This is a genomic window from Streptomyces sp. C1-1, assembly GCF_050214755.1.
In the GTDB taxonomy this organism is placed as follows: domain Bacteria; phylum Actinomycetota; class Actinomycetes; order Streptomycetales; family Streptomycetaceae; genus Streptomyces.
The window spans coordinates 3,222,454-3,247,717 of record NZ_CP189826.1; the positions used below are offsets into that span (position 1 = coordinate 3,222,454).

Annotated in this window: 23 protein-coding genes; 5 read left to right on the forward strand and 18 right to left on the reverse strand. The window is 71.6% G+C overall.

Features of this window, described 5'->3' with window-relative positions:
• Positions 1–80: 80 nt before the first annotated feature.
• From infB to rimP, 4 genes are all read right to left on the reverse strand, one after another.
• Positions 81–3,185, reverse strand: a complete 3,105-nt coding sequence (gene infB / locus ACQF4J_RS14485) for a translation initiation factor IF-2 (RefSeq protein ID WP_351568074.1) — start codon at positions 3,183–3,185, stop codon at positions 81–83.
• Between the two features lie 161 nt (positions 3,186–3,346).
• Entirely contained in the window at positions 3,347–3,628 is a 282-nt protein-coding gene (locus ACQF4J_RS14490; protein WP_351568077.1) for a YlxR family protein, read from the reverse strand.
• A gap of 90 nt (positions 3,629–3,718) precedes the next feature.
• Positions 3,719–4,705 (reverse strand): transcription termination factor NusA, encoded by a 987-nt coding sequence (nusA, locus tag ACQF4J_RS14495; protein WP_142142876.1) that lies wholly within the window; start codon positions 4,703–4,705, stop codon positions 3,719–3,721.
• 2 nt (positions 4,706–4,707) lie between these two features.
• Entirely contained in the window at positions 4,708–5,220 is a 513-nt protein-coding gene (rimP, locus tag ACQF4J_RS14500; RefSeq protein WP_351568080.1) for a ribosome maturation factor RimP, read from the reverse strand.
• A 201-nt stretch (positions 5,221–5,421) separates the two neighbouring features.
• Between rimP and ACQF4J_RS14505 the strand changes: the two genes are divergently transcribed.
• From ACQF4J_RS14505 to ACQF4J_RS14515, 3 genes are read left to right on the forward strand one after another with little or no spacing between them, the layout of a single operon-like run.
• On the forward strand, positions 5,422–5,964 hold the full coding sequence (locus ACQF4J_RS14505) for a hypothetical protein (protein ID WP_427165769.1): 543 nt from the start codon (positions 5,422–5,424) through the stop codon (positions 5,962–5,964).
• Positions 5,961–6,419, forward strand: coding sequence for a ferritin-like domain-containing protein (locus ACQF4J_RS14510; RefSeq protein ID WP_427165770.1), 459 nt, complete (start codon positions 5,961–5,963; stop codon positions 6,417–6,419). The genes ACQF4J_RS14505 and ACQF4J_RS14510 overlap by 4 nt, the downstream gene beginning before the upstream one ends.
• Positions 6,420–6,445: 26 nt before the next feature.
• Complete coding sequence (locus tag ACQF4J_RS14515; protein WP_351568089.1) at positions 6,446–7,339, forward strand: aminoglycoside phosphotransferase family protein; 894 nt, start codon at positions 6,446–6,448, stop codon at positions 7,337–7,339.
• On the opposite strand, the gene ACQF4J_RS14520 is transcribed toward ACQF4J_RS14515, so the two are convergent.
• The 12 genes from ACQF4J_RS14520 to ACQF4J_RS14575 all read right to left on the reverse strand — a co-directional run bounded on the left by ACQF4J_RS14520 (position 7,336) and on the right by ACQF4J_RS14575 (position 20,353).
• The gene (locus ACQF4J_RS14520; RefSeq protein WP_351568092.1) at positions 7,336–7,653 is read right to left on the reverse strand and encodes a ferredoxin; all 318 of its coding nucleotides are present in this window, start codon (positions 7,651–7,653) and stop codon (positions 7,336–7,338) included. The two genes, ACQF4J_RS14515 and ACQF4J_RS14520, sit on opposite strands and share 4 nt — an antisense overlap.
• A 1-nt stretch (position 7,654) precedes the next feature.
• Positions 7,655–8,869, reverse strand: a complete 1,215-nt coding sequence (locus tag ACQF4J_RS14525; protein WP_427165771.1) for an NADH-ubiquinone oxidoreductase-F iron-sulfur binding region domain-containing protein — start codon at positions 8,867–8,869, stop codon at positions 7,655–7,657.
• Entirely contained in the window at positions 8,866–9,447 is a 582-nt protein-coding gene (locus tag ACQF4J_RS14530; RefSeq protein ID WP_351568098.1) for a ferric reductase-like transmembrane domain-containing protein, read from the reverse strand. Before ACQF4J_RS14530 ends, ACQF4J_RS14525 begins: the two co-directional genes overlap by 4 nt.
• Entirely contained in the window at positions 9,444–10,466 is a 1,023-nt protein-coding gene (locus tag ACQF4J_RS14535) for an FAD:protein FMN transferase (RefSeq protein WP_427165772.1), read from the reverse strand. Before ACQF4J_RS14535 ends, ACQF4J_RS14530 begins: the two co-directional genes overlap by 4 nt.
• On the reverse strand, positions 10,466–10,741 hold the full coding sequence (locus ACQF4J_RS14540; protein WP_351805072.1) for a hypothetical protein: 276 nt from the start codon (positions 10,739–10,741) through the stop codon (positions 10,466–10,468). Before ACQF4J_RS14540 ends, ACQF4J_RS14535 begins: the two co-directional genes overlap by 1 nt.
• A gap of 109 nt (positions 10,742–10,850) precedes the next feature.
• Complete coding sequence (locus ACQF4J_RS14545; protein WP_351568106.1) at positions 10,851–12,554, reverse strand: proline--tRNA ligase; 1,704 nt, start codon at positions 12,552–12,554, stop codon at positions 10,851–10,853.
• A 74-nt stretch (positions 12,555–12,628) separates the two neighbouring features.
• Positions 12,629–13,201, reverse strand: coding sequence for a GNAT family N-acetyltransferase (locus tag ACQF4J_RS14550; RefSeq protein ID WP_351568108.1), 573 nt, complete (start codon positions 13,199–13,201; stop codon positions 12,629–12,631).
• Positions 13,202–13,256: 55 nt separating this feature from the next.
• Entirely contained in the window at positions 13,257–14,105 is an 849-nt protein-coding gene (locus ACQF4J_RS14555) for a GNAT family N-acetyltransferase (RefSeq protein ID WP_351568110.1), read from the reverse strand.
• 235 nt (positions 14,106–14,340) lie between these two features.
• Entirely contained in the window at positions 14,341–15,498 is a 1,158-nt protein-coding gene (gene ispG, locus ACQF4J_RS14560) for a flavodoxin-dependent (E)-4-hydroxy-3-methylbut-2-enyl-diphosphate synthase (RefSeq protein WP_351568112.1), read from the reverse strand.
• A 201-nt stretch (positions 15,499–15,699) separates the two neighbouring features.
• On the reverse strand, positions 15,700–16,992 hold the full coding sequence (locus ACQF4J_RS14565; protein WP_351568399.1) for a M50 family metallopeptidase: 1,293 nt from the start codon (positions 16,990–16,992) through the stop codon (positions 15,700–15,702).
• Between the two features lie 8 nt (positions 16,993–17,000).
• Positions 17,001–18,314, reverse strand: coding sequence for a 1-deoxy-D-xylulose-5-phosphate reductoisomerase (gene dxr, locus ACQF4J_RS14570; protein WP_427165773.1), 1,314 nt, complete (start codon positions 18,312–18,314; stop codon positions 17,001–17,003).
• Positions 18,315–18,409: 95 nt separating this feature from the next.
• Positions 18,410–20,353, reverse strand: a complete 1,944-nt coding sequence (locus ACQF4J_RS14575; protein WP_427165774.1) for an acyl-CoA dehydrogenase family protein — start codon at positions 20,351–20,353, stop codon at positions 18,410–18,412.
• A gap of 348 nt (positions 20,354–20,701) precedes the next feature.
• Here ACQF4J_RS14575 and ACQF4J_RS14580 point away from each other — a divergent pair, with 348 nt between their 5' ends.
• The gene (locus tag ACQF4J_RS14580; protein WP_351568120.1) at positions 20,702–21,718 is read left to right on the forward strand and encodes a LacI family DNA-binding transcriptional regulator; all 1,017 of its coding nucleotides are present in this window, start codon (positions 20,702–20,704) and stop codon (positions 21,716–21,718) included.
• A gap of 72 nt (positions 21,719–21,790) precedes the next feature.
• On the forward strand, positions 21,791–23,830 hold the full coding sequence (locus ACQF4J_RS14585; RefSeq protein ID WP_427165775.1) for a glycoside hydrolase family 31 protein: 2,040 nt from the start codon (positions 21,791–21,793) through the stop codon (positions 23,828–23,830).
• Positions 23,831–23,896: 66 nt separating this feature from the next.
• On the opposite strand, the gene ACQF4J_RS14590 is transcribed toward ACQF4J_RS14585, so the two are convergent.
• Both ACQF4J_RS14590 and ACQF4J_RS14595 read right to left on the reverse strand, forming a co-directional pair.
• Positions 23,897–24,481 (reverse strand): chorismate mutase, encoded by a 585-nt coding sequence (locus ACQF4J_RS14590; RefSeq protein ID WP_351568126.1) that lies wholly within the window; start codon positions 24,479–24,481, stop codon positions 23,897–23,899.
• A gap of 35 nt (positions 24,482–24,516) precedes the next feature.
• Positions 24,517–25,233: a glycoside hydrolase family 12 protein gene (locus tag ACQF4J_RS14595; RefSeq protein ID WP_427165776.1), complete on the reverse strand. Its 717-nt coding sequence runs from the start codon at positions 25,231–25,233 to the stop codon at positions 24,517–24,519.
• Positions 25,234–25,264: the final 31 nt, after the last annotated feature.

Sequence of the window (25,264 nt, forward strand, 5' to 3'; positions counted from 1 at the left end):
GTACACGCAACGGCCGGGGCCGATCGACGGAAATTCCGTGAGGGAACTTCCTCGCCGACCGGCCCCGATCGCGTGCTGGATCAGCCGCGCGGCTTCTCTCGCATCTCGTACGTCGCGATGACGTCGTCGATCTTGATGTCGTTGAAGTTGCCGAGGTTGATACCGCCCTCGAACCCTTCGCGGATCTCGGTGACGTCGTCCTTGAAGCGACGCAGACCCTCGATGTTGAGGTTCTCCGCGATGACCTTGCCGTCGCGGATGAGGCGCGCCTTGGTGTTGCGTCGGACCTCGCCGGAGCGGATGAGCACACCCGCGATGTTGCCCAGCTTGGACGAACGGAAGACCTCGCGGATCTCCGCCGTGCCGAGCTCGACCTCCTCGTACTCCGGCTTGAGCATGCCCTTGAGGGCCGCCTCGATCTCCTCGATCGCCTGGTAGATGACCGAGTAGTACCGGACATCCACGCCCTCGCGCTCGGCCATCTGCGCCGCGCGGCCGGCCGCGCGGACGTTGAAGCCGATCACGATGGCGTCGGAGCCCATCGCCAGGTCGATGTCCGACTCCGTGACCGCACCGACGCCGCGGTGCAGGACGCGGATGTCGACCTCTTCGCCGACGTCCAGCTGGAGCAGGGACGACTCGAGCGCCTCGACGGAACCGGAAGCGTCACCCTTGATGATGAGGTTGAGCTGCTGGACCTCGCCGGCCTTGAGCACCTTGTCCAGGTCCTCGAGGGAGACACGGCGCGTGCGCTTGGCGAACGCGGCGTTGCGCTCACGGGCGGCGCGCTTCTCGGCGATCTGACGGGCCGTACGGTCCTCGTCGACCACCAGGAAGTTGTCGCCCGCACCCGGGACGTTGGTCAGGCCCAGGACCTGGACCGGCGTCGAGGGTCCGGCCTCGGCGACGTTGTTGCCGTTGTCGTCGAGCATGGCGCGGACGCGACCGTAGGCGTCGCCCACGACCATCGTGTCGCCGACCCGCAGCGTGCCTCGCTGGACGAGGACCGTGGAGACGGCACCGCGGCCGCGGTCGAGGCGGGACTCGATCGAGATGCCCTGCGCGTCCTGGTTCGGGTTGGCCCGCAGGTCGAGCGAGGCGTCGGCGGTGAGGACCACGGCCTCCAGCAGGGAGTCGATGTGCAGACCCTGCTTGGCGGAGATGTCGACGAACATGGTGTCGCCGCCGTACTCCTCGGCCACCAGGCCGTACTCGGTCAGCTGACCGCGCACCTTGGTCGGGTCGGCGCCCTCGACGTCGATCTTGTTGACCGCGACGACGATCGGGACGTCGGCCGCCTTGGCGTGGTTGAGCGCCTCGACCGTCTGCGGCATGACGCCGTCGTTGGCCGCGACGACCAGGATCGCGATGTCGGTCGACTTCGCACCACGGGCACGCATGGCGGTGAACGCCTCGTGACCCGGGGTGTCGATGAAGGTGATCTTGCGCTCTTCGTCGTTGACCTCGGTGGCGACCTGGTAGGCACCGATGTGCTGGGTGATGCCGCCGGCCTCGCCCGCGATGACGTTCGTCTTGCGGATGGCGTCGAGCAGTCGGGTCTTACCGTGGTCGACGTGACCCATGACGGTCACGACCGGCGGACGGACGACCAGGTCCTCTTCGCCGCCCTCGTCCTCGCCGAACTCGATGTCGAAGGACTCGAGCAGCTCGCGGTCCTCCTCCTCGGGGCTGACGATCTGAACCGTGTAGTTCATCTCGTCGGCGAGGAGCTGCAGCGTCTCGTCGGAGACGGACTGCGTGGCCGTGACCATCTCGCCGAGGTTCATCATCACCGCGACGAGCGACGCCGGGTTGGCGTTGATCTTCTCCGCGAAGTCGGTGAGCGACGCACCGCGCGACAGGCGAATGGACTCGCCGTTGCCGCGAGGCAGCATCACGCCGCCGACCGACGGGGCCTGCATGGCCTCGTACTCCTGGCGCCTCTGCCGCTTCGACTTGCGGCCACGGCGCGCGGGACCGCCGGGGCGACCGAAGGCGCCCTGCGTGCCACCACGACCGCCCGGACCACCGGGACGACCGCCGAAGCCGGGACGACCGCCGCCGCCCGCACCCGGACCACCGGGACGACCGGCGAAGCCGCCGCCACCGCCACCGGGACCGCCGGGACGACCGGCGAAGCCGCCGCCACCGCCACCCGGACGACCGGCGAAGCCGCCACCGCCCGGACGACCGCCGCCGCCACCGGGACGACCGCCGCCACCGGGACCGCGGCCGCCGGGGCCACCGCCACCGGGACGCGGACCCGCCGCGGGACGCTGCGGCATCATGCCGGGGTTCGGACGCGGGCCGCCGGGGCCGCCGCCGGGACGGGGACCGCCCTGCGGACGGGGCATGCCGCCCGGAGTGGGACGAGCGCCACCCGGAGCCTGCGGACGGGGACCGCCCGCCGCGCCCTGGGGACGGGGACCACCCTGACCCTGCGGACGCGGAGCGCCGCCGGGAGCACCGGCGCCACCCGGGCCGCCGGGACGCGGGGCGCCGCCCGGACGGGGCGCCTGCGGGCGCGCCATGCCGGTGGAGCCGCCGGAGGTGAAGGGGTTGTTGCCCGGACGGGGACCGGCCGGACGGGCGCCGGGACGCGGCGCCTGGCCACCCGGACGCGGGGCGCCGGGACGGTCGCCGCGGTCACCACGGCCCTGGCCGCCCTGGCCGGGGCCACCCGGACGCGCGGCGCCCGGACGGGGGGCCTGGCCGCTGGGACGCGGGGCGCCCGGACGCGGGCCGGAGCCCTGGGAGGCGGGGGCCGCCGGAGCCGACGGGGGTGCCGTGAACTCGGGCGTCGTCGGAGCCGGGGACGCCGGGGCGGGCCGCGGCGCGGGCTTCGGGCCCGGGGTGGGACGGGGGCCGGGAGAGACCGGCGCGGCCGGAGCCGCGGGCTTCTCGGCGGCGGCCGGCTTGGGGGCCGGCGGGCGCGGGGCGGCCGGACGGGCGGCCTGCGCGGGAGAGGGGGCCGCCGGACGAGCCGGGGCGGCCTTGCGTGCGGGGGCGGACTTGCCGCCTCCGTTGCCCTGCTGGAGGGCGTCCGTCAGTTTGCGGACTACGGGCGCTTCGATGGTCGAAGACGCCGAACGGACGAATTCACCGAGTTCCTGGAGCTTGGCCATGACGACCTTGCTCTCAACCCCGAACTCCTTGGCGAGTTCGTATACCCGGACCTTAGCCACTTCGCTCCTTTTAGGTCCGGGTGCGTCCGGACCGTCGCTACTTCATGGGCGTACTCATCGCGTGCTCATCGAGTGCTCATCGCAATCTCGACCTACTTCCAACTCGCGGGGTACCAGGCCGTACGGAGGTTCCGCACGACACGTCTTTCGGTGTTGCCTGCTCAGCAACTCTCTGACTGTTCGACGTAATGGCGCAACGCCTTAATGTCGAGCGCTCCCGGGGCGCGCAACGCCCGCGTGAACGCCCGGCGGCGTACCGCCTGGTCGAGACAGACCAGCGCGGGGTGTACATACGCACCCCGGCCGGGCAGCGTACCGCGAGGATCAGGGACGCACTCGTCCTTGATCGCCACGATCCGCAACAGATCCGGCTTGGACGCTCGTTCCCGGCACCCCACACAGGTGCGTTCAGGGCATGCTCGGGCGGGCGTCCGGCCAGACACTGCTAAGTCTACCTCCCCGTACCGACCTCACCCCTCTGGGTGAGGAATCGAACGGTTGTTGTCGTGATCCAAGCGACGTGCGGCTTGGATCTATTCCCCGGTCTGCTCCGTGTCGGGGCGGATGTCGATCCGCCAGCCGGTCAGGCGGGCGGCCAGGCGGGCGTTCTGGCCCTCCTTGCCGATCGCCAGCGACAGCTGGTAGTCCGGCACCGTCACGCGCGCGGAGCGGGCGGCGAGGTCGACGACCTCCACCTTGGAGACCCGGGCCGGTGAGAGCGCGTTCGCGACCATCTCGGCCGGGTCGTCCGACCAGTCGACGATATCGATCTTCTCACCGTTCAGCTCGCCCATGACATTGCGCACACGTCCGCCCATGGGACCGATGCAGGCGCCCTTGGCGTTCAGGCCCGAACGGGTGGACCGTACGGCGATCTTGGTGCGGTGACCCGCCTCGCGGGCGATCGCGGCGATCTCGACCGACCCGTCGGCGATCTCCGGCACCTCCAGGGCGAAGAGCTTCTTCACCAGGTTGGGGTGCGTGCGCGACAGGGTCACGGACGGACCGCGGACGCCCTTCGCCACCCGTACGACGTACGACCGCAGCCGCATGCCGTGCGGGTACGTCTCCCCAGGCACCTGCTCCTGCACCGGCAGGATGGCCTCGAGCTTGCCGATGTCCACGAGCACGTTCTTCGGGTCGCGGCCCTGCTGGACCACGCCGGTGACGATGTCGCCCTCGCGGCCGGCGTACTCGCCGAGCGTCGCGTCGTCCTCGGCGTCGCGCAGCCGCTGCAGGATGACCTGCTTGGCGGTGGTGGCGGCGATACGGCCGAAGTCGGACGGGGTGTCGTCGAACTCGCGGGGCTCCTGGCCCTCCTCGAGGTCCTCGGGGTCTTCCTTCGCCCACACGACCACGTGACCGGATTCGCGGTCGAGCTTCACGCGCGCGTGGCGGTGGCTTCCCTCGGTGCGGTGGTAGGCGATGAGGAGGGCCGACTCGATCGCCTCGACCAACAGGTCGAAGGAGATCTCCTTCTCCCGTACCAAGCCCCGCAGGGCACTCATGTCGATGTCCACGGCTACGCCTCCTCTTCCTTCTCGGTGTTCTTGTCGTCTTCCTTGCGGTTGAACTCGACCTGCACGCGCGCCCGGTCGATGTCGGAGAAGGCGAGTCTGCGGCTGGTGGCCTTGCGGCCCTTGACGCCGGGCACTTCGAGGTCGAGGCCCTCGTCGTCCACCTTCACGATCCTGGCCACCAGTTCCCCGCCCTCGGCGGGCTGGAACTTCACCAGGCGGCCCACGGCACGCACGTAGTGGCGGTGCTCCTTGAGGAGGCGCTCCGCGCCCGGGGTGCCGACCTCGAGGGTGTACTCCCCCTCGCCCATCGCGTCGGTCTCGTCGAGCTTCGCCGAGAGCGCGCGGCTCACATCGGCGATCTGGTCCAGGTCCGCTCCGCTGTCGGAGTCGACGACTACGCGCAGCACTCTCTTGCGTCCGACGGAGTCCACCGCGATCTCTTCGAGATCCAGGCCCTGGGAGGTGACGAGCGGTTCCAGGAGCTCTCGCAGCCTCTCGCTCTGGGTGGTGCTCATCCGGGTGACTCCTCGGCCGCGTGTGCTGTTGTGGGATGGGTCGCGTGTCTGGTCAAAGGGTATCCGGTCGCAAGGGGTGTTGCCGTCCAGTGCGTAGGGGCGGTGCCGATGAGCGGCACCGGACGGCGACGCGGGTACCGTGATCACGGCGGGCCGGTCTCCCGCCCGTGTGTTCGTACGAGCCCCCCGAGGACGTAAGCCGTGCCGTACCCCCCACCGCCGCGCATCCCCTCGGGGACGCGCAGAAGATCCCTGCTCGCCTCGGCCGCCGGCGCCGCCCTGCTGGCGGGCTGCTCAAGCGGCTCCGGGGACTCCCGGAGCACCGGCGGCAGCCCGTCGGTCGCCGAGCGGGTACGCGCGCGTGCGGCACGGGACAGCGCGGGGCTGGTGGAGCGCTACGACGCCGCGATCGCCGCGTTCCCGGGGCTGGCGGAGCACCTGGCGCCGTTGCGGGCGGAGTTGGTCCGGCACACGGAGGCGTTCGGCGGGGTACGGAAGGCCACGGGGAAGGCTTCCCCCAAGGCGCACCCTTCCGACTCCCCTTCCGCCTCCCCTTCCGCCTCGGCTTCCCCGCCGGTGGACGAGAAGGAGGCCCTCACCGGGCTCGCCGCCGCCGAGCGGGCCCTCGCCGACAGCCGGACGGCCGCGCTGCTCGAGGTACCCGGCGAGCTGGCGCGGCTGATGGCGTCGGTCGCGGCGGCCGGCGCGGTGCACGCCTTTCTGCTGACGGAGGGTGCCCGGTGAGCGAGCGGCAGACCCTGAAGGCCCTGCAGGCGGCGCTGGCCGCCGAGCATGCCGCCGTGTACGGCTACGGCGTGGTCGGAGGCCGGATCGGCGAGAGCCGTCGTACGGAGGCCAGGGCGGCGTACGACGCCCACCGCGCCCGGCGCGACGCGCTGGTCCGGGACATCCGGGGCCTCGGCGGCACGCCGGTGGCCGCGGCGGCCGGGTACGCGCTGCCGTTCCCGGTGCCGGACTCGGCCGCGGCCGTGCGGCTGGCCGCCGAACTGGAGGACCGGGTGGCCGACGTGTACTCCGACGTGGTGCGGGCCACCGGCGGCACACGGCGCGACGCGGCCGCGCGGGCCCTGCGGGAGGCGGCGGTGCGGGCGGTGCGCTGGAGCGGGGAGAGCGTAGCCTTCCCTGGGCTCGCGGAGCGGGCGGCCACCACGTCCGCATCGCCGACGCCCTCGGCTTGACCGGCAGCGAAGGGAACGACTCGCGCATGGCATTCGAACCGCCGCAGCGTCTGGTGAGGGCGCTCGGCGAGACGGCACCGGACGGTGACGACTGGCTGGAGAAGCTGCCCGAGGCGGCGCAGCGGGCCGTCGCGCTGCGCGAGTTGAGCGTGGAGCGGGTGCAGGTGCCCGGCGGCCGCAGCAGCCTGGTGGTGCTGGTCCGGCGCTCCGACGGCAGCCCGGCCGTGCTCAAGCTGGCCCCGCCGCGGTTCCGGCCTCAGGCCGAGCGGGCGGCGTTGGCGCGCTGGGGCGGGGCGGGTGCCGTGCAGCTCGTGGAGGAGTCCTCGCAGGAAGGTGTGCTGCTGCTGGAACGGCTGCATCCCGACGTGTCGGTGCGGTCGCTGCCCGAGGCGAAGGCGCTGCTGGAGGCGGCGGGGACCTTGCGGCGGCTATGGGTGGAGCCGCCGGCCGACCACGTCTTCGAGAGCGTCGCCGAACGGACCGAGCGGCAGGCGGCGGCCATGCGGGCCGGTGCGGGCGCGGAGGTCGTGGCGCTCGTGGACGCGGCTCTCACGGCGCGGGCCGAGCTGCTGGCCGCGCCGCCCGAGCGGCTGCTGCTGCACGGGACGTTCCGGCAGAGCAAGGTTCTCGCGGGTGAGCGGATGCCCTGGCTGGCCGTGGGGCCCGATCCGGTGGTGGGCGAGTGCGCGTTCGATCTGGCCCGGCTGGTGCGGGACCGGGTGGAGGACCTGATCGCCTCGCCGTCGGGGGCGGCGACGACCCGGCGGCGGGTGAAACGGCTCGCGGAGTCGCTGGACGTGGACCAGGAGCGGTTGCGGGGGTGGACGTTGTTCCGGGCCGTGGAGTCGGGGGTGCGGGCCCTTCGGGTGGGGCGGCCGAAGGATGCGGAGCTGTTGCTCGAATTCGCCGGGTGGCTTTAGGGGCGGACCGGCTCGGGGGGCGCGGTTGACTTCGGGCTGCGGGTCGGACGTGGCTTGTCGCGCCCCGCGGCGAAGCCGCTGATCGACACAGCCCCGCGCCCCTGCAGGGGCGCTTGCCCGGCCGTCAGCTTCAAGGCCAGGACCGGGCAGTCGGCCGCTGCTCTGCGGGCGCGTTTCACTGTGTGCGACGGGAGTGGGGTACCAGCCACGAGGGGATAGCCCCACTCGTCCAGGGTGATGTGCTCCGGGAGGAGTTCCGCGCAGAGGCCGTGGCCCTGGCAGGACGTCCAGTCGATGTCGACCCGTTGGTCCATCTCAGGCCTCCTGGGGTACGGGGAGCAGAGGCGTGCGGTCGCTTCGCGTGCACAAGCCCCTTGCGTGGGCGTCGATTTCCGCCGCGAACGTCGTCATCGCGCTGCGGACCAGGCGGGCCGTGCCGTCCGGGTGGTGGCAGGCGCCGCGGCCCTCCACTAGGCCGGACCAGCGGGACACGTCGGTGCGGGCGGTGCCCTGGGGGCCCGGGGTCGCCAGGGTCTGGAAGGCGGCCGCGATGCGGGGCAGGCCGTTGAGGCAGGGACCGCACTGGCCGGCCGACTGGAGGGCCAGACAGCGCAGGACCCGGGCCGTTTCCACGAGGCCGCAGCGTTCGGCCGGGAGGGCGGCCAGGACTCCGGCGCCCATCGTCGAGGCGTCCAGCGGGATTCCGGACGCCTGTGCCGCCGGGATCCAGGTGCCGTGGTAGCCGCCGAGGAGGACCGCGGACGCGCCGTCCATGGGGAGGAGGCGGTGCAGGGGCATGCCGAACGGGGCCTCGATCACGCGCGGCCGGTGGCCCGGCACAAGCACCGTGCACAGCGCGCTGCCCGGCTGGGCGGCGGTGCCGGCCGAGCGGAACCACTGCGCGCCGTAGCGGGCGACGAGGGCCAGGTGGGCCAGGGTCTCCACGTTCTGCACCAGGGTGGGGGCCCGGTGGACGCCCTCTTCCCGTACCGGCGGGCTCTGGTGCCCAGGCAGCGCGGCGCCCCCGCCGACGAACCGGGCGAGCGCCGAGGCCTGCCCGGACAGGAACCGCCGGGGCAGCCGTACGACGGTGACGGCGACCGGGTCCGCGCGGTGGGCGAGGGCCGCCTCCAGGTAGGACGCGCCCTCCCCGACCGCGAGGTACGCCTCCTCGGCGCCGACCGTCTGCGCCGCCACCTGGATGCCGTCCAGGACGAGGTGCGGCGACAGGGCGAGCAGCGTCCTGTCCTTTCGGCTGGCGGGCTCGCCCTCGGCGCCGTTGGCGACGACCACCGGGGCCCGGCCGGTGCGCCGGGCCGCCTCGGTGACCGCGGCGATCTTGCGGTGCACGGGGAAGGCCGCTCCGCCCCGGCCGGTCAGGCCGGACGCGGTGACGGCTCTCAGCAGCGCGGCCGGATCGCCGTACGGCAGTGGGCCGTAGCGCTGTTCGTGTGTGGGCAGGTCGGCCGGGGTGCCTCCGGGTGCGAGCAGGCGCGGGGGCATGTACAGGTCGGCGTGGGTGGCGGTCATGAGCGGGCTCCTTCGGCCGTGCGCAGAACGGCTGCGGGGGTGCGGCGGGCGGCGCGGGCCGAGTGGGCCAGGCGGACGCCTCCGGCGGCGGCGACGGCGGCCACGCAGGAGACCGTCAGCCAGGTCATCCAGTCGGTGCCGGTGTCCGTGCCGATGCCGATGCCGTGGATCAGGGCGACGGGCCAGGAGGCGTAGGCCAGCCAGTGCAGGGCCCGCCAGGTGCGGTGGCCGATGCGTTCCCGCAGGAGGCTGGTGATCAGGACGGCGAGCATCAGGTCGAGGGCGACCGTGCCGAGGCCGAGCCAGAGGGGCTGGTAGGCGGAGACGAAGGGGATCAGGACGTCGGTGGGGCTGATGTCGACGTAGCCGTCGAGTACCGCGAGCGCGATGTGCAGGGCCAGAAAGGCCGTCGCGGAGAGGGAGAGGGTGCGGTGGAGGGTGACGGTGCCGAAGCGGGGGAGGCCGGGGAGTCTGCTGCGCAGGCGGACGGCGATGCCGAGGAGTACGACGACTGTGAAGAGGATCAGGCAGACGGCACCGGTGGCTCGGTTGGCGTACCAGAGGGTTTCGCTTGTCATGCGGCTGCCCCCCGGTGGGGGCTGGTCGCGCTCCGCGGCGGAGCCGCTGATCGACGCAGCCCCGCGCCCCTTGGGCCGGCCGGCCAGCCCGGCGTCGTCATGACGAGGCCTTCCTCATTCACCAGACGTGCCGGGAGCCCGCGTCGCGTCAGCCACCGCTCCGCTGCCGCACCCTTCACCAGGGCCGCCGTCGTCGCCGCGTTGGCCTCGGCGCAGGTGGGGGCGGCTACCGAGACCGTGCGCCATGGTGTGCGGACCGGCAGGCCGGTGCCGGGGTCGACGATGTGGTGGAGGGTTTTGCCGCCGCGGCGCCAGTTGCGGGCCGCCGTGCCCGAGGTCGCGAGGCCGCCACCGCGCAGGCCGACCATGGCGTACGGGCCCTCGGCGGGGCTGTCGTCGACCGGGCCGGTGACGTCCTGGACGCGGATCTGCCAGCCGTCCGCCGGAGGCTCGCCGGCGACGGCGGTGTCGCCGCCGAGGCCGACCAGGACGCCGCAGCCGGCGGTCCGGGCGAGCAGCGCGGCGGCCGTGTCGGCGGCCCAGGCCTTCGCCGTGGCCCCGAGGTCGAGGCGGACGCCGGCCGGGACGGCGATCGTGCCCGCCGCGCGGTCGATGCGGACCGTGCGCCAGCCGGGGACGCGCCGCACGGTGAGCCGCACCGGACGGTCGTCGTCCTGGACGAGGGTGAAGTCGCGGTCGTAGCCGATGGCGTCCATCGCGGAGCCGACCGTCGGGTCGACGGCGCCGTCGGTCGTCTCGGCCGCGCGCAGGGCGACCGAGACGGCCTCGGCGAGCAGCGGGCCGACCCGGACCGGGCGGCCCTCGCTCGCGTCGAGGGCGGCGAGTTCGGAGTCGGCGCGGAAGCGGCTGCAGGCGGCGTCGACGGCGGCGAGGTGCCGGGCCAGGAGCAGGTTGCAGGAGTCCAGCAGGGCCGGGTCGGTGACGACCAGGCGGACCGTGGTGCCGAGGGCGCGCCATTCGGTGCCGGCCGTGGTGCGGGGCCGGAGGGTGCCGCTCATCACGACGCCCCCGACGTGGAGTCGGCGGAGCCGCTGCCGTTGGGGGCGGTGAGGCCACCGGACGAGGAGGACGAGCTCGTCCTGCTGTCCCCGGACTGGCTCGAGCCGCTGCTGCTGTTCGTCGTCGAGGACACGGCGCCGGTGTCCGTGTGCATCGTGCCGATCAGCGCGAATGTTCCGGCGACGGCCGCCAGTGTGACGGCCGTCGCTGTCGCCGCCGTGCGCCGGGCCCCTCTGCGGACCGCGGCGACGGCACCTCGTTCCCTGTTCGTCATTGCCGTTCCCTCCCTGGTGACGTGCTGTCACACACCAAGGTCGGGCACGGACCTCAGAGAAGTCTGTGAGGTGCCTTTAGGCACCCCGAGACGTTTCTGAGGAGTTCCTTTATGCGCTGAGGCGGGCGATCGCCTCGTCCACCGTCAGCTCCTCGCGCTCGCCGGTCCTGCGGTCCTTCAGTTCCACCACGCCGTCGGCGGCCCGGCGGCCGGCGACCAGGATCTTCGGTACGCCGATCAGCTCGGAGTCGGTGAACTTCACGCCCGGCGACACCCCGGCCCGGTCGTCGACCAGGACGCGCAGGCCCGCGGCCCGCAGCTTCTCGGAGACCTCCAGCGCCAGCTCGGTCTGCAGCGCCTTGCCGGCCGCGACCACGTGCACGTCGGCCGGGGCGACCTCGGCCGGCCAGCACAGGCCCTGCTCGTCGGCGGTCTGCTCGGCGAGCGCGGCGACGGCACGGGAGACGCCGATGCCGTAGGAGCCCATGGTGACGCGGACCGGCTTGCCGTTCTGGCCGAGGACGTCGAGCTTGAGTGCGTCGGCGTACTTGCGGCCGAGCTGGAAGATGTGGCCGATCTCGATGGCGCGGTCCAGCTTGAGGCCGGTGCCGCACTTCGGGCACGGGTCGCCCTCCTGCACGACCACGACGTCGACGTACTCGTCGACCTCGAAGTCACGGCCCGCGACGACGTTCTTCGCGTGCGTGTGCTCCTTGTTGGCGCCGGTGATCCAGGCGGTGCCGGGGGCCACGCGCGGGTCGGCGACGTACTTCACCTTCTCGCCCAGGCCCTGCGGGCCGACGTAGCCGCGCACCAGGTCCGGGCGGCCGGCGAAGTCCGCCTCGGTGACCATCTCGACGACGGCCGGGGCGAAGTGCGCTTCGACCTTGCCCATGTCGACCTCGCGGTCACCCGGCACGCCCACGGCGACGATCTCGCCGTCGACCTTGACCAGGAGGTTCTTGAGGGTTGCGGAGGCCTCGACGCCGAGGTGGGCGGCGAGGGTCTCGATCGTCGGGGTGTCCGGGGTCGGGATCTCCTCGAGCGCGGGCACGCCCGTGGCGTCCACCGGCTTGAGCTCGTACGTGATGGCCTCGGTGTTGGCCGCGAAGTCGCAGTTGGGGCAGTCGGCGAAGGTGTCCTCGCCGGCGCCGGCCGGGGCGAGGAACTCCTCCGACTTCGAGCCGCCCATGGCGCCGGCGGTGGCGGCGACGATGCGGTAGTCGAGGCCGAGGCGCTCGAAGACCCGCCGGTAGGCCTCGCGGTGCAGGGCGTAGGAGCGGCCGAGGCCCTCGTCGTCCAGGTCGAAGGAGTAGGAGTCCTTCATCAGGAACTCGCGGCCGCGCAGGATGCCGGCCCGCGGACGGGCCTCGTCACGGTACTTGTGCTGGATCTGGTAGAGGATGACCGGCAGGTCCTTGTACGAGGACGCCTGGTCCTTCACCAGCAGGGTGAAGATCTCCTCGTGGGTCGGGCCGAGCAGGTAGTCGCCGCCCTTGCGGTCCTTCAGCCGGAACAGCTCCTGGCCGTACTCGTCCCAGCGGCCCGTGGCGTCGTACGGCTCCCGCGGCAGGAGGGCGGGCAGCAGCACCTCCTGGGCGCCGATCGCGTCCATCTCCTCACGGACGATCCGCTCGATGTTGGCGAGGACCTTCTTGCCGAGGGGCAGCCACGACCAGATGCCGGCCGCCGTCCGGCGGACGTAGCCGGCGCGGACGAGAAGCTTGTGGCTGAGGACCTCGGCGTCCGCCGGGTCGTCGCGCAGCGTCTTCGCCATCAACTGGGACATGCGCTGGACCGGTGCGTTGGCCATGGTTCTCGTACTCCTGCCGGGAAAACGGTGATGGCAAGGAGGTTAGCCGGGCTTGCTGCGCCGGTGGAAATCCGTTATCGGCGACGGAGTGGGAGGGTGGCGCCCATCACCGCGTACGGCTTGGGGGCGCTCGGGAAGAGGACCTGGCGGGCCAGGTCCTGGTAGCCGAGGGAGTGGTAGAGGCCGCGGGCCGGGCTGTCGGTGTCGATCGCGGACAGGATCGAGCGGGGTTCGGCCGCGCCGTCGGTGATGTCCGTGATGAGCGAGCGGCCGACGCCACGGTTCTGGTGACCGGGGTGGACGTGCAGCTCGGTGATGACGAAGGAGTCGTCCAGCCACTCCTCACGGCCGTGCGCGCGCAGGTACGGCTCCACGACCGTCGACCACCAGTGGCCGCGGTCGTTGGGCATGCCGTAGACGAAGCCGACCAGAGTGCCGTCGGGCAGGGTGGCGCCGAGCGCGCGGGCCCCCGGGTAGGTCATGTGCCGCAGCACGATCTGCCGGCGCACGGCGACCTCGTCGGCGCCCAGTCCGAAGGCCACGGCCTGCACGGCGAGCGCCTCGTCGACCCGGGCGGACAGATCGAGTGGACCGATCACGACGTCGTCGGGCCGGCGGCGATGACCGTGACCGGGAAAGTGCAGCATGCCGGGGAGACTACAGGTCTCCTACGGGGGCCAGAACAGCCATGTGAACGCCCCTCTAGAAGAGAATGCTCATGAACGCGCCGACCTCCTGGAAGCCCACCTTCCGGTAGGTCCTCCTGGCCGGTGTGTTGAAGTCGTTCACGTACAGGCTGACCACCGGCGCCACGTCCGCCAGCGCGTAGCGCAGGACCGCCGCCATGCCCGGTGCCGCGATGCCCCTCCCCCGGTACTCGGGAGCCACCCACACGCCCTGGATCTGGCAGGCCTGGGACGTCGCCGCGCCGATCTCCGCCTTGAAGACGACCTTGCCGTGTTCGTCGAGGCGGGCGAAGGAGCGGCCGGAGCCGACGAGTTCGGCGACCCGGGCCTGGTAGAGCAGGCCGCCGTCGCCCGCCAGCGGGGAGACGCCGACCTCCTCGGTGAACATCGCCACGCACGCCGGCATGATCGTCTCCATCTCGTCCTTGCGGATGCGACGGACGTAGGGATCCGGGGCGATGTCGTCGGGCATGCGGTCGGTGACCATGAGCGGCTGGTGGGAGCGGACCTCGCGGGCGGGACCCCAGCTGGGTTCCAGCAGGCGCCAGAGCTGGGTGGTGGCCTCGGCGGGGCCGACGATGGAGGAGCAGCGGCGGCCCGCGCGCCGGGCGCGGTCGGCGAAGGCACGTACGGCCCGGGGGGTCGCGCAGATCGGGACCAGGTTGGCTCCGGCGTAGCAGAGGGACGTCAGCATGCCCTCCTCGTAGAAGCCCCACATCTCGCCGCCGAGCCGCCACGGGTCGAGGCCCGCCACCTGGACGCGGGAGGTCACGAAGGCGTTCACGACCGGCTCGCGGTCGAGGACGGCGAGCGCGGCGTCCAGGTCGCTCGGTTCGAGCACCCGTGAGGTGGTCTGCGTCAACACGTGCGGGCCCTCACCCTGAGGTTCTGCTGATCCCCGCACTGTACCTGCGGATGCTGGGCGGTGCCGCCCTGCCTGGGTGGCCGTTGGCCGGAGGCGGGCGGTGTCGGGGGTGCCGTACGGGGGGCTGCCGCCCCCGGACCCCCGCTTCGGCCCTGGACGGGCCTCGTCCTCAAACTCCGGACGGGCCGGGATGTGCGGACCGGCGCCCGAAGAGGCCCCCGGCCCGAAGAACCCTTCAGCCCGCCACCGACACCGACGGCTCGCCCGACGCCGTGCCGGCCGCCTCCATCTGCTCGGCGAGCTTCATGGCCTCCTCGATGAGGGTCTCCACGATCTTGGACTCGGGGACGGTCTTGATGACCTCGCCCTTGACGAAGATCTGGCCCTTGCCGTTGCCGGAGGCGACACCGAGGTCGGCCTCGCGGGCCTCGCCGGGGCCGTTGACGACGCAGCCCATGACGGCGACGCGCAGCGGGACCTCCATGCCGGTGAGGCCGGCAGTGACCTCCTCGGCGAGCTTGTAGACGTCGACCTGGGCGCGGCCGCAGGACGGGCAGGAGACGATCTCCAGGCCACGCTGCTTGAGGTTCAGCGACTCCAGGATCTGGTTGCCGACCTTGACCTCCTCCACCGGGGGCGCGGACAGCGAGACGCGGATCGTGTCGCCGATGCCCTGGCTGAGGAGCGCGCCGAAGGCCACCGCGGACTTGATGGTGCCCTGGAAGGCCGGGCCCGCCTCCGTCACGCCGAGGTGCAGCGGGTAGTCGCACTGGGCGGCGAGCTGCCGGTAGGCCTCGATCATCACGACCGGGTCGTTGTGCTTGACCGAGATCTTGATGTCCCGGAAGTCGTGCTCCTCGAAGAGGGACGCCTCCCACAGGGCGGACTCGACGAGAGCCTCCGGCGTCGCCTTGCCGTACTTCTGCAGCAGTCGCCGGTCGAGGGAGCCGGCGTTGACGCCGATGCGGATCGGGGTGCCGTGGTCCTTGGCGGCCTTGGCGATCTCCTTGACCTTGTCGTCGAACTGCTTGATGTTGCCCGGGTTCACCCGGACCGCTGCGCAGCCGGCCTCGATGGCCGCGAAGACGTACTTCGGCTGGAAGTGGATGTCGGCGATGACGGGGATCTGCGACTTCCTGGCGATCGTGGCGAGGGCGTCCGCGTCGTCCTGCGTGGGGCACGCCACACGCACGATCTGGCAGCCGGACGCGGTCAGTTCGGCGATCTGCTGGAGGGTCGCGCCGATGTCGGACGTACGGGTCGTGGTCATCGACTGCACCGACACGGGGGCGTCTCCGCCCACCGCCACGGACCCGACCTGGATCTGCCGGCTCCTGCGCCGTTCGGCGATCTTGGTCGGAACGGACGGCATGCCGAGAGAAATCGCAGTCATCTGCTGTGCAACCCCAAGTCGTGGATCAGGATCCGGTCCCGGAACAACGGGCTCCAGGCTTCGAGATTACGGCACCGGCGGAGGCCCGAGCACGCCCCCACCTCGGACACGCCCGGCGGGGGGACCCTCGTCGCCTCTCGACCCACCCAAAGGGAGGCGGCCCGGAACCGAGGGTGCCGGGCCGCCGTGAACTGCGCGTGACTACGTGATTTTCACCGGGTTGACGACATCCGCCACCAGCACCAGCAGGGTGAAGCAGACGAAGATTCCGGCCACCACGTAGGCCACCGGCATCAGCTTCGCCACGTCGAAGGGACCCGGGTCGGGGCGCTTCAGTACGCGGGCCACGTTCCGCCGCAGCGACTCCCACAGGGCGCCGGCGATGTGGCCGCCGTCGAGGGGCAGCAGCGGGAGCATGTTGAACAGGAACAGGGAGAGGTTGAAGCCCGCGACCAGCATGACGAACATCGCCAGCTGCTGGGTGGCGGGGATGTCCAGGGTGAAGATCTCGCCGCCGACGCGGGCCGCGCCGACCACGCCCATCGGCGAGTCGGGGGCGCGTTTGCCGTCGCCGAAGGCGGCGTCCCACAGGCCGGGGATCTTGGCGGGCAGGGCCGCGATGGAGTCGACGGCCTCGCCGACACGGTCGCCCATCCAGGTCAGCGACTCGCCGAAGTCCTGCTGGACGATGCCGGTGGCGGCGCTGAAGCCGAGGAATCCGGCGCTGACGTACTTGCCCTGGACGATCTGGCCGCTGGAGTCCTTCTTGGCGACCTGGTTGGTGGCGATGGTGGCGTGGAGGGTGACCTCCTCGCCCTTGCGGTCGACGACGATCGGCACGTTCTTGCCGGGGCTCTGCCGGATGAGGTCGGAGAGCTTGTTCCAGTCGGTGGTCCGCACCCCGGCGAAGGAGACGATCTTGTCGCCGGGCTTGAGGCCCGCGGCGGCGGCCGGGGAGGCCGGGTCGCTGTTCTTGCAGGTGTCCCGGTTCTCGCTCTGCGCGATCACGCACTGGGACACCGAGCTGACCGTGGTGGTCTGCTGCGAGATGCCGAAGCCCATCAGGACGGTCAGGAACAGCGCGACCGCGAGGATGAGGTTCATGAACGGGCCCGCGAACATCACGATGACCCGTTTCCAGGGGGCGCGGGTGTAGAAGAGCCGGGTCTCGTCGCCGGGCTTGAGCTCCTCGAAGGCCGCGGAGCGGGCGTCCTCGATCATGCCGCGCCAGGGCGAGGTGGAGCGGGCGGTCAGCTGTCCGTCCGGGCCGGGCGGGAACATGCCGATCATGCGGATGTAGCCGCCGAAGGGGACGGCCTTGACCCCGTACTCGGTCTCGCCCTTCTTCCGCGACCAGATGGTCGGGCCGAAGCCGACCATGTACTGGGGCACGCGGATGCCGAAGAGCTTCGCCGTGGACAGGTGCCCCAGCTCGTGCCACGCGATCGAGACCAGCAGGCCGAACGCGAAGACGACTATGCCGAGGATCATCATCAAGCTCGTCATGCACGCGCCTCCGCGGTCGCCGTCTGCGCTGTCAGTTCCCGGGCCCGGGCCCTCGCCCAGGTCTCCGCTTCGAGGACGTCCGACACGGTGAGCGAGGTTCCCGTGACCGGTGTGCCGTGCTCCTCCACGACCCGTGTCACGGTCTCCATGATCCCGTTGAAGGGCAGCTCCCCGGTGCGGAACGCCTCCACGCACTCCTCGTTGGCCGCATTGAACACCGCCGGGGCGGTGCCCGCGAGCTCACCCACGTGCCGGGCGAGGTTCACCGAGGGGAACGCGTCGTTGTCGAGTGGGAAGAACTCCCATGTCGAGGCCTTGCTCCAGTCGAAGGCCGGCGCCGCGTCCGGGACGCGCTCGGGCCAGCCGAGCCCGATGGCGATGGGCCCGCGCATGTCGGGGGGCGTCGCCTGGGCGATCGTCGATCCGTCCGTGAACTCAATCATCGAGTGGACATACGACTGAGGGTGCACGACCACCTCAATGCGACTGAAGGGAATGTCGTAGAGGAGGTGTGCCTCGATGACTTCGAGCCCCTTGTTGACAAGGGTCGCGGAGTTGATCGTGATCACCGGGCCCATGGCCCAGGTGGGGTGCGCGAGGGCGTCCTCGACCGTCACGTCCGCCAGCTGGGCCTTCGTACGGCCGCGGAACGGACCGCCGGAGGCGGTCACGACGAGCTTGCGCACGTCGGCCCGGGTGCCGGCCGCGAGCGCCTGGAACAGGGCCGCGTGCTCGGAGTCGACCGGGATGATCTGACCGGGCTCGGCCAGCGCCTTGACCAGCGGGCCGCCGACGATGAGCGACTCCTTGTTGGCGAGCGCGAGGGTGCGCCCCGCCTTCAGGGCGGCGAGGGTGGGCGCGAGGCCGATGGAGCCGGTGATGCCGTTCAGCACGGTGTGGCAGTCGGAGGCGGCGAGCTGGGTGGCCGCGTCCGGGCCGGCGAGGATCTCGGGGAGCGGCTCCCCGGCGCCGTAGCGGCTCGTCAGCGCCTCGCGCAGCTGCGGTACGACGTCCTCGCGGGCGACCGCGACGGTGCGTGCCCGGAGCCGGTGCGCCTGCTCGGCGAGGAGGGTGACGCGGCCGCCGTTCGCGGAGAGGCCGGTGACCCGGAAGCGGTCGGGGTTGCGCAGCACGAGGTCGATGGCCTGGGTGCCGATCGATCCGGTGGAGCCGAGGATCACCACGTCCTTGGGACCGCCGCCGGTCACGGGGTCGTAGACGAGGTGCGGGTCGGCGAGGGCGCGTGCGTGGCGTCGCGGGGCGGACGGGGTTTCCGGGCCGCGCCCTCGGAGTGCTGGACTGTCGCTCATCCCTCCATTGTGGCCGTAAGGACGGTGTGTGAGGACAGCGCGTCCCCCTCGTCCCCCGCACGGGGGGTCGTGAGGGACGCGCTGTCCGTGACCGGTCAGCGGATCGGCCGGTGCACGTTGTCCTTCTCCGACGGTCCAGGGGCCGCCTCGGCGATCCACGGGCCCTCGCCGGACGGGTCGACGATGCCCTCCTCCAGCCAGGTGTAGGTACCGGACATGACGCCCTTGACCAGCTTGCGGTCGAGGTCGTCGGTGTTGGTCCACAGGCGGTTGAAGAGTTCATCGACGCGGATGCGGGCCTGGCGGCAGAAGACGTCGGCGAGCTGGTAGGCCTCGCGTCCGTGGTTGCCCTGGCTGCGCAGGAGTTCGGCGCGGACGCAGGCGGCGCTCATCGCGAACAGTTCGGCGCCGATGTCGACGATCCGGCCGAGGAAGCCCTGCTTGGTCTCCATCTTCCCCTGCCAGCGGGACATGGCGTAGAAGGTGGAGCGGGCGAGCTTGCGGGCGTGCCGTTCGACGTAGCGCAGGTGCGGCGACAGGTCGACCTCGTGCTTGAACTCGCCGTAGGAGACCGGTAGTTGTCCGGGTCCGGCGACGAGTTTGGGGAGCCACTTGGCGTAGAAGACGCCTGCGTTGGCGCCTGCCTTCGCCTTGTCCTGGAGGGACTTCTCGGGGTCGATCAGGTCGCCGGCGACGGTGAGGTGGGCGTCGACCGCCTCGCGGGCGATGAGGAGGTGCATGATCTCCGTCGAGCCCTCGAAGATGCGGTTGATGCGCAGGTCGCGCAGGACCTGTTCGGCGGGGACCGCGCGTTCGCCGCGGGCCCGGAGGGAGTCCGCCGTCTCGAAGCCGCGGCCGCCGCGGATCTGGACGAGTTCGTCGGCGATCAGCCAGCCCATCTCGGAGGCGTACAGCTTGGCGAGCGCGCCCTCGATGCGGATGTCGTTGCGGTTCTCGTCGGCCATCTGCGAGGAGAGGTCGAGTACGGCCTCCAGGGCGAAGGTGGTCGCCGCGATGAAGGAGATCTTCGCGCCGACGGCCTCGTGGTGGGCGATCGGCTTGCCCCACTGCTCGCGGGCCGCCGACCACTCGCGGGCGATCTTCAGGCACCACTTGCCGGCCGCCACGCAGGAGGCGGGCAGCGAGAGGCGGCCGGTGTTGAGGGTGGTCAGCGCGATCTTGAGGCCGGCGCCCTCGGGGCCGATGCGGTTGGCGGCGGGCACGCGGACCTGGTGGAAGCGGGTGACGCCGTTCTCGATGCCGCGCAGGCCCATGAAGGCGTTGCGGTTCTCGACGGTGACGCCGGGCGAGTTGGTCTCGACGACGAAGGCGGTGATGCCGCCCTTGTGGCCCTCGCTCTTCGGTACCCGGGCCATGACGACCAGCAGGTCGGCGACGACGCCGTTGGTGGTCCACAGTTTCACCCCGTCGAGGACGTAGTCGTCCCCGTCGGGTACGGCCGAGGTGGCGAGCCGGGCCGGGTCGGAGCCGACGTCGGGCTCGGTGAGGAGGAAGGCGCTGATGTCGGTGCGCGCGCACCGCGGCAGGAACCGCTCCCGCTGCTCGTCGGTGCCGAAGAGCTTGAGCGGCTGGGGTACGCCGATCGACTGGTGGGCCGACAGCAGTACGCCGATGGCCGGGCTGGCCGAACCGACCAGTGCGAGGGCCTTGTTGTAGTAGACCTGGGTCAGGCCGAGGCCGCCGTACTTGGTGTCGATCTTCATGCCGAGGGCGCCGAGCTCCTTGAGGCCGTTGATGACCTCGTCGGGGATGCGGCCCTCGCGCTCGATCAGGGAGCCGTCGACCTTCGTCTCGCAGAAGTCGCGGAGTTTGGCGAGGAACTCCTCGCCGCGCTGGGCGGCCTCGGTGGAGGGGGTGGGGTGGGGATGGACCAGGTCGAGCCGGAAGCGGCCGAGGAACAGTTCCTTGGCGAAGCTGGGCTTGCGCCATTCCTGTTCCCGGGCGGCCTCCGCCACCTGACGGGCCTCACGTTCGGAGACGGTGGGGCGTCCAGCGGAATCGGAGGGACTGGCGGACATGAGGCTCACCTCGCCGCGAATCGGGATCTTGGGCCGTTATGGTTACCGACGGGTGCTACCCGATCGTATGTACCCGATCCCGGGCGGCCCCACCACCCCGCGCGCAGCCGTTCGGCCGAACAGGCGCGTGAACGGGTGGCTCCGCGGTGTTGCGCCGGAAGCCCTTACCGGGGGACCGTTCGTGTTGACCCCCACGACATCGGCATCCCCTGTGTGAGAAAAGCTGTCGAAGCGCTTCGACAGACTATGGACACCCACCCGCGCTAGAGCTAGTGTCGAACCACCCTCACACCCGCCCCTGTACGTCATGCGCACTGTCGAAGCGCTTCACACCGCTTGGAGAGCTGGATGGTCACCCTCGCCGAGGTCGCCCAGCACGCCGGAGTCTCGGCGAGCACGGTGAGCTATGTCCTCAGTGGCAAGCGGTCCATCTCCACGACCACCCGGCAGCGGGTCGAGCAGAGCATTCGGGAGCTGGGCTACCACCCGAACGCGGGCGCGCGGGCGCTGGCCAGCAGCAGGTCGAACATCATCGCGCTGATGGTCCCGCTGCGCACCGACATGTACGTGCCGGTGATGATGGAGATCGCCATCGCGGTCGCCACGACGGCCCGTACGCACGGCTACGACGTCCTGCTGCTGACCGGCGAGGAGGGCCCGGACGCGGTGCGCCGGGTGACCGGCAGCGGGCTGGCGGACGCGATGATCCTGATGGACGTGGAACTCGACGACGAGCGGCTGCCGTTGCTGCGCGGCACCGACCAGCCGTCGGTCCTGATCGGACTGCCCGCCGACACGTCCGGTCTGACCTGCGTCGACCTGGACTTCAGGGCGACGGGCGCGCTGTGCGTGGAGCATCTCGCGATGCTCGGTCACCGCGACATCGCTGTCATCGGCGAGGCGCCCGCGGTCTACGAGCGGCACACCGGCTTCGCCGAGCGCACCCTCGACGGACTGCGGTCGCGCGCACAGGAGTTGGGCGTACGACTGCTGCACCGGCCGTGCGAGGGCGGGTACGACGCGATGGCCGTGACCCTCGCCCGCATCCTCGACGAGCGCCCGAGCACGACCGGGTTCGTCGTGCAGAACGAGTCGGCGGTCGAGCCGATGCTCGCCCTGCTGCGCCAGCAGGGCCGGGCCGTCCCCGAGGACGTGTCCGTGGTCGCGATCTGCCCGGAGCAGGTGGCCGTGCAGGCCTCCGTGCGGCTGACCTCCGTGGCCATCCCCGCGCAGGAGATGGGCCGGTACGCCGTGGAGCACCTCATCGCCAAGCTCGACGGCCGCGGCACGGACGACGTCGTGCTGATCGCACCGGAGCTGACGGTACGGGCGAGCACGGGCCCGGCGCCCTCCGGCTCTTCCTGAGACCCGCCTTCCATCGCCCTGCGGGGCACCACTGTGTCCCGGCCGGGACATGTCCTTTCGGGAGCACCCTTCGTGAATCAGCCTGCCGAAAACCAGACCCAGGTCTCACTCGCACAGTCGTCCCCCACCGTCGGCACCTTCCGTGAGCGGGACGGCGCGCTGGAGTGGAGCGGCCGCCAGGAGACCCTCCGTATCGAGCCGTGGGGCCCGGACGCGGTCCGGGTCCGGGCGCGGCTCGGCGGCCCGATCCTGCACGGCCTGCCGGGCGCCCTCCTCGACGAGGCGCCGGCCACCGAGAGCAGCGTCAAGATCGGTGACGGGGAGGGGCAGTTGACGGTCGGTGCGCTGACCGTGCACGTCGACGCCGAGGGCCTGGTCCGCTTTCTGCGCACGGACGACCTCGGGGAGCTGCTGGCCGAGGAGCGCGCCCACTTCTGGTGGCCGGGCTCGCGGCTGTACACCGCCGTCGGCAACGGCCACCACCGCCTGGAACAGCGGTTCGCTGCCTACGACGACGAGAAGCTGTTCGGCCTGGGCCAGCACCAGCACGGCCGGCTGGACCAGAAGGGCCTGGTCCTGGACCTGGTCCAGCGCAACGCCGAGGTCGGCATCCCGGTGCTGGCCTCCAGCCGCGGCTACACCCTGCTGTGGAACAACCCGGCGATCGGCCGGGTGGAGCTGGCGGGCAACGGGACCCGGTGGGTGGCCGACTCCGCCCGGCAGATCGACTACTGGATCACGGCCGGCTCTCCGGCCGACGGCCAGCGCCGCTACAGCGCGGTGACCGGCCGTACGCCGATGCTGCCGGAGTGGGCGGCGGGCTTCTGGCAGTGCAAGCTGCGCTACCGCACGCAGGACGAACTCCTCGCCGTGGCACGGGAGTACAAGCGGCGCGGCCTGCCGATCTCGGCGATCGTCTGCGACTTCTTCCACTGGACGCACCTGGGCGAGTGGAAGTTCGACCCGGCCGAGTGGCCGGACCCGGCGGCGATGGTCCGTGAACTGGAGGCGCTGGGCATCAAGTTGGTGGTGAGCGTGTGGCCGTCGGTGTCCCCGCTCTCCGAGAACCACCCGGTGATGGAACAGCGCGGCTACTTCATCGGCACGCAGTACGGTCCGACGGCCCACGCCGACTGGCCGGACAAGGAGGTCGCCTCGACGGTCCAGGTGGCCTTCTACGACGCGACGAACCCGGACGCGCGTGAGTTCGTGTGGTCGAAGGTGCGGGACAACTACCTGCTTCCGTACGGGATCACGGCGTTCTGGCTGGACGCGTGCGAGCCCGAGCTGAAGCCCGGCTTCCAGGAGAACCTGCGGTACTGGGCGGGCCCCGGGCTGGAGGTCGGCAACATCTACCCGGCGGAGAACTCCCGGACCTTCCACGAGGGTCTGCGGGCGGCGGGCGAGGAGGTCGTCACCCTCAACCGCTCGGCGTGGGCGGGCAGTCAGCGCTACGGCGCCGCCCTGTGGTCCGGCGACATCGGCACCGACTTCCCGACGCTGCGCCGCCAGATCGCGGCCGGCCTCAACACCGCGCTGTCCGGAATCCCCTGGTGGAACACGGACATCGGCGGCTTCCACGGCGGCGACCCGGACGACCCGGCGTACCGCGAGGTCATGGTCCGCTGGTTCCAGTTCGGGGCGCTGTCCCCGCTGATGCGGCTGCACGGCTTCCGCGACCCGGGCATGCCGCTCGGCCCGGAGATGACCGGCGGCCCGAACGAGGTGTGGTCCTACGGCGAGGAGGCGGGCGCGATCCTGGAGCGGTATCTGCGCCTGCGCGAGCGGCTGAAGCCGTACGTGCTCCAGGTCATGCGGGAGGCGCACGAGGAGGGGCTGCCGGTGATGCGGCCGCTGTTCCTGGAGTTCCCGGAGGACCAGGCGGCCTGGTCGGTCGACGACGCGTATCTCTTCGGCCGGGACCTGCTGGTCGCTCCCGTGCTGACGGCGGGCGCGACGGCCCGCACGGCCTACCTTCCGGCGGGCGCGACCTGGACGGACGCGTGGACCGGGCAGACGTACGAGGGTGGTGCCCGCGTGACCGTCGACGCTCCGCTGGACCGCATCCCGCTGTTCCTGCGGGACGGGGCGCGGTTGCCCGTGCGGGGCTGAGCCACGTCGGGCTGCTGCCGCGTCGTCGTGGCTGGTCGCGCGGTTCCCCGCGCCCCTCAAAGCAGGTCAGTCGCGGCAGACGTGGGCCAATGAGCGGCCCAGGGCCGCGGTGTGGAGCAGGTCCGGGTGCTTCTCGTGGTGGACCTCGACGGCGGCCAGGAGGAGTTCGGGACGGCAGGACGGCGCCGCGCGATCCGCGGTGCTGTCCGCCAGGGACCGGACCAGGTCCGTGTTGATGCGGTTGATGGTCGCGCGGACGACGCTCAGGTCGGGCTTGGTGTTCGGGGCCCGGTCGGGGTGGGCCGTCCACTCGGCGAACAGTGCGCGCTGGACGAGCTTGTTGGCCTCGATCTGGTCGCGGAAGACGCGCCGGATCTCGTCGGGGTCGGCGCCGATCTCCTGTGCCTGCGCGGCGACCGTGTCGAGGACCTGCTGTTCGCGTGCCGGGTCGTCGATGGGGCTGTCGGTGCCCCACTTGGCGGCCGCGACCAGGTCGGCGGTGGCGAGGCGGTCGGCGGCGAGGGCGGCCACCGGCCGAAGGGCGTCGGAGGGGTACCGGGCGGTCGCGGAGGCCGCCGCCGCGGTGCCCGGCACGGCGAGCAGTGCGGCGGCGACGGTCAGGACGGTGCGGTGGGGGGTGGAGATTCGCATGCGCCCATGAAACCCCACCCCCGACCGCCGTCGGGTCAACTACTGCTGACGCTTTCGCTGTTGACGGTGAAGTTCAGGCCACCGGACGAGGACGTGATCTCGAAGCCGAACTGCAGGTCGCCGATCGTGACGTTGCCGAACCAGCCCTTGGTGTCCTTGATCCACTTCAGGATCGGCAGGACGTTGACGGTGCCGGAGCTGGAGTTGGACGTGCGGACGAACGAGAACACGTCGTTGGAGCCGTTGTTGCCCTTGTAGACGGTCCAGGTGTGGCCGCCGAGCGTGACGGTGCCCTGCGAGGTGCCGAGCGGACCGACGGCTCCCGTCTTGTTCATCCAGAGCATGATCTCGTACTTGTAGTTGGTGTCCCAGATGTCGTAGGCGGTCTCGTACGCGCCGGACGACGGGACCGTGACGTTGTAGCCGCTGGAGAGCGAACCGAGCGAGGTGATCGACTTGTTGATCACCTTCTTGGCGTTCGGGTAGGACTTGATGCCGCCGGTGTTGGGGTGGTCCGCCCACACGCCCCAGTTGGTGCCGGAGTTGGCCCAGATGCACTGGCTGCCGGCGCCGGAGCCCCAGATGTCGTTGTAGAGCGTGTAGCCGTTCAGGGTCGTGCTGGCCCACTGGTCGCAGGAGTTCCATACGGCGGCCGAGGCGGGGGCGGAGGCGAGGCCGACGGTGGCTCCGAGCGCCAGAGCGGGGGCGATCACGGCCATCGTGATCCGGCGGCGGAGGGTGTTTGCTGCCATGGTGTCCCTTCCATGGGTGGGGGGAGTTGCG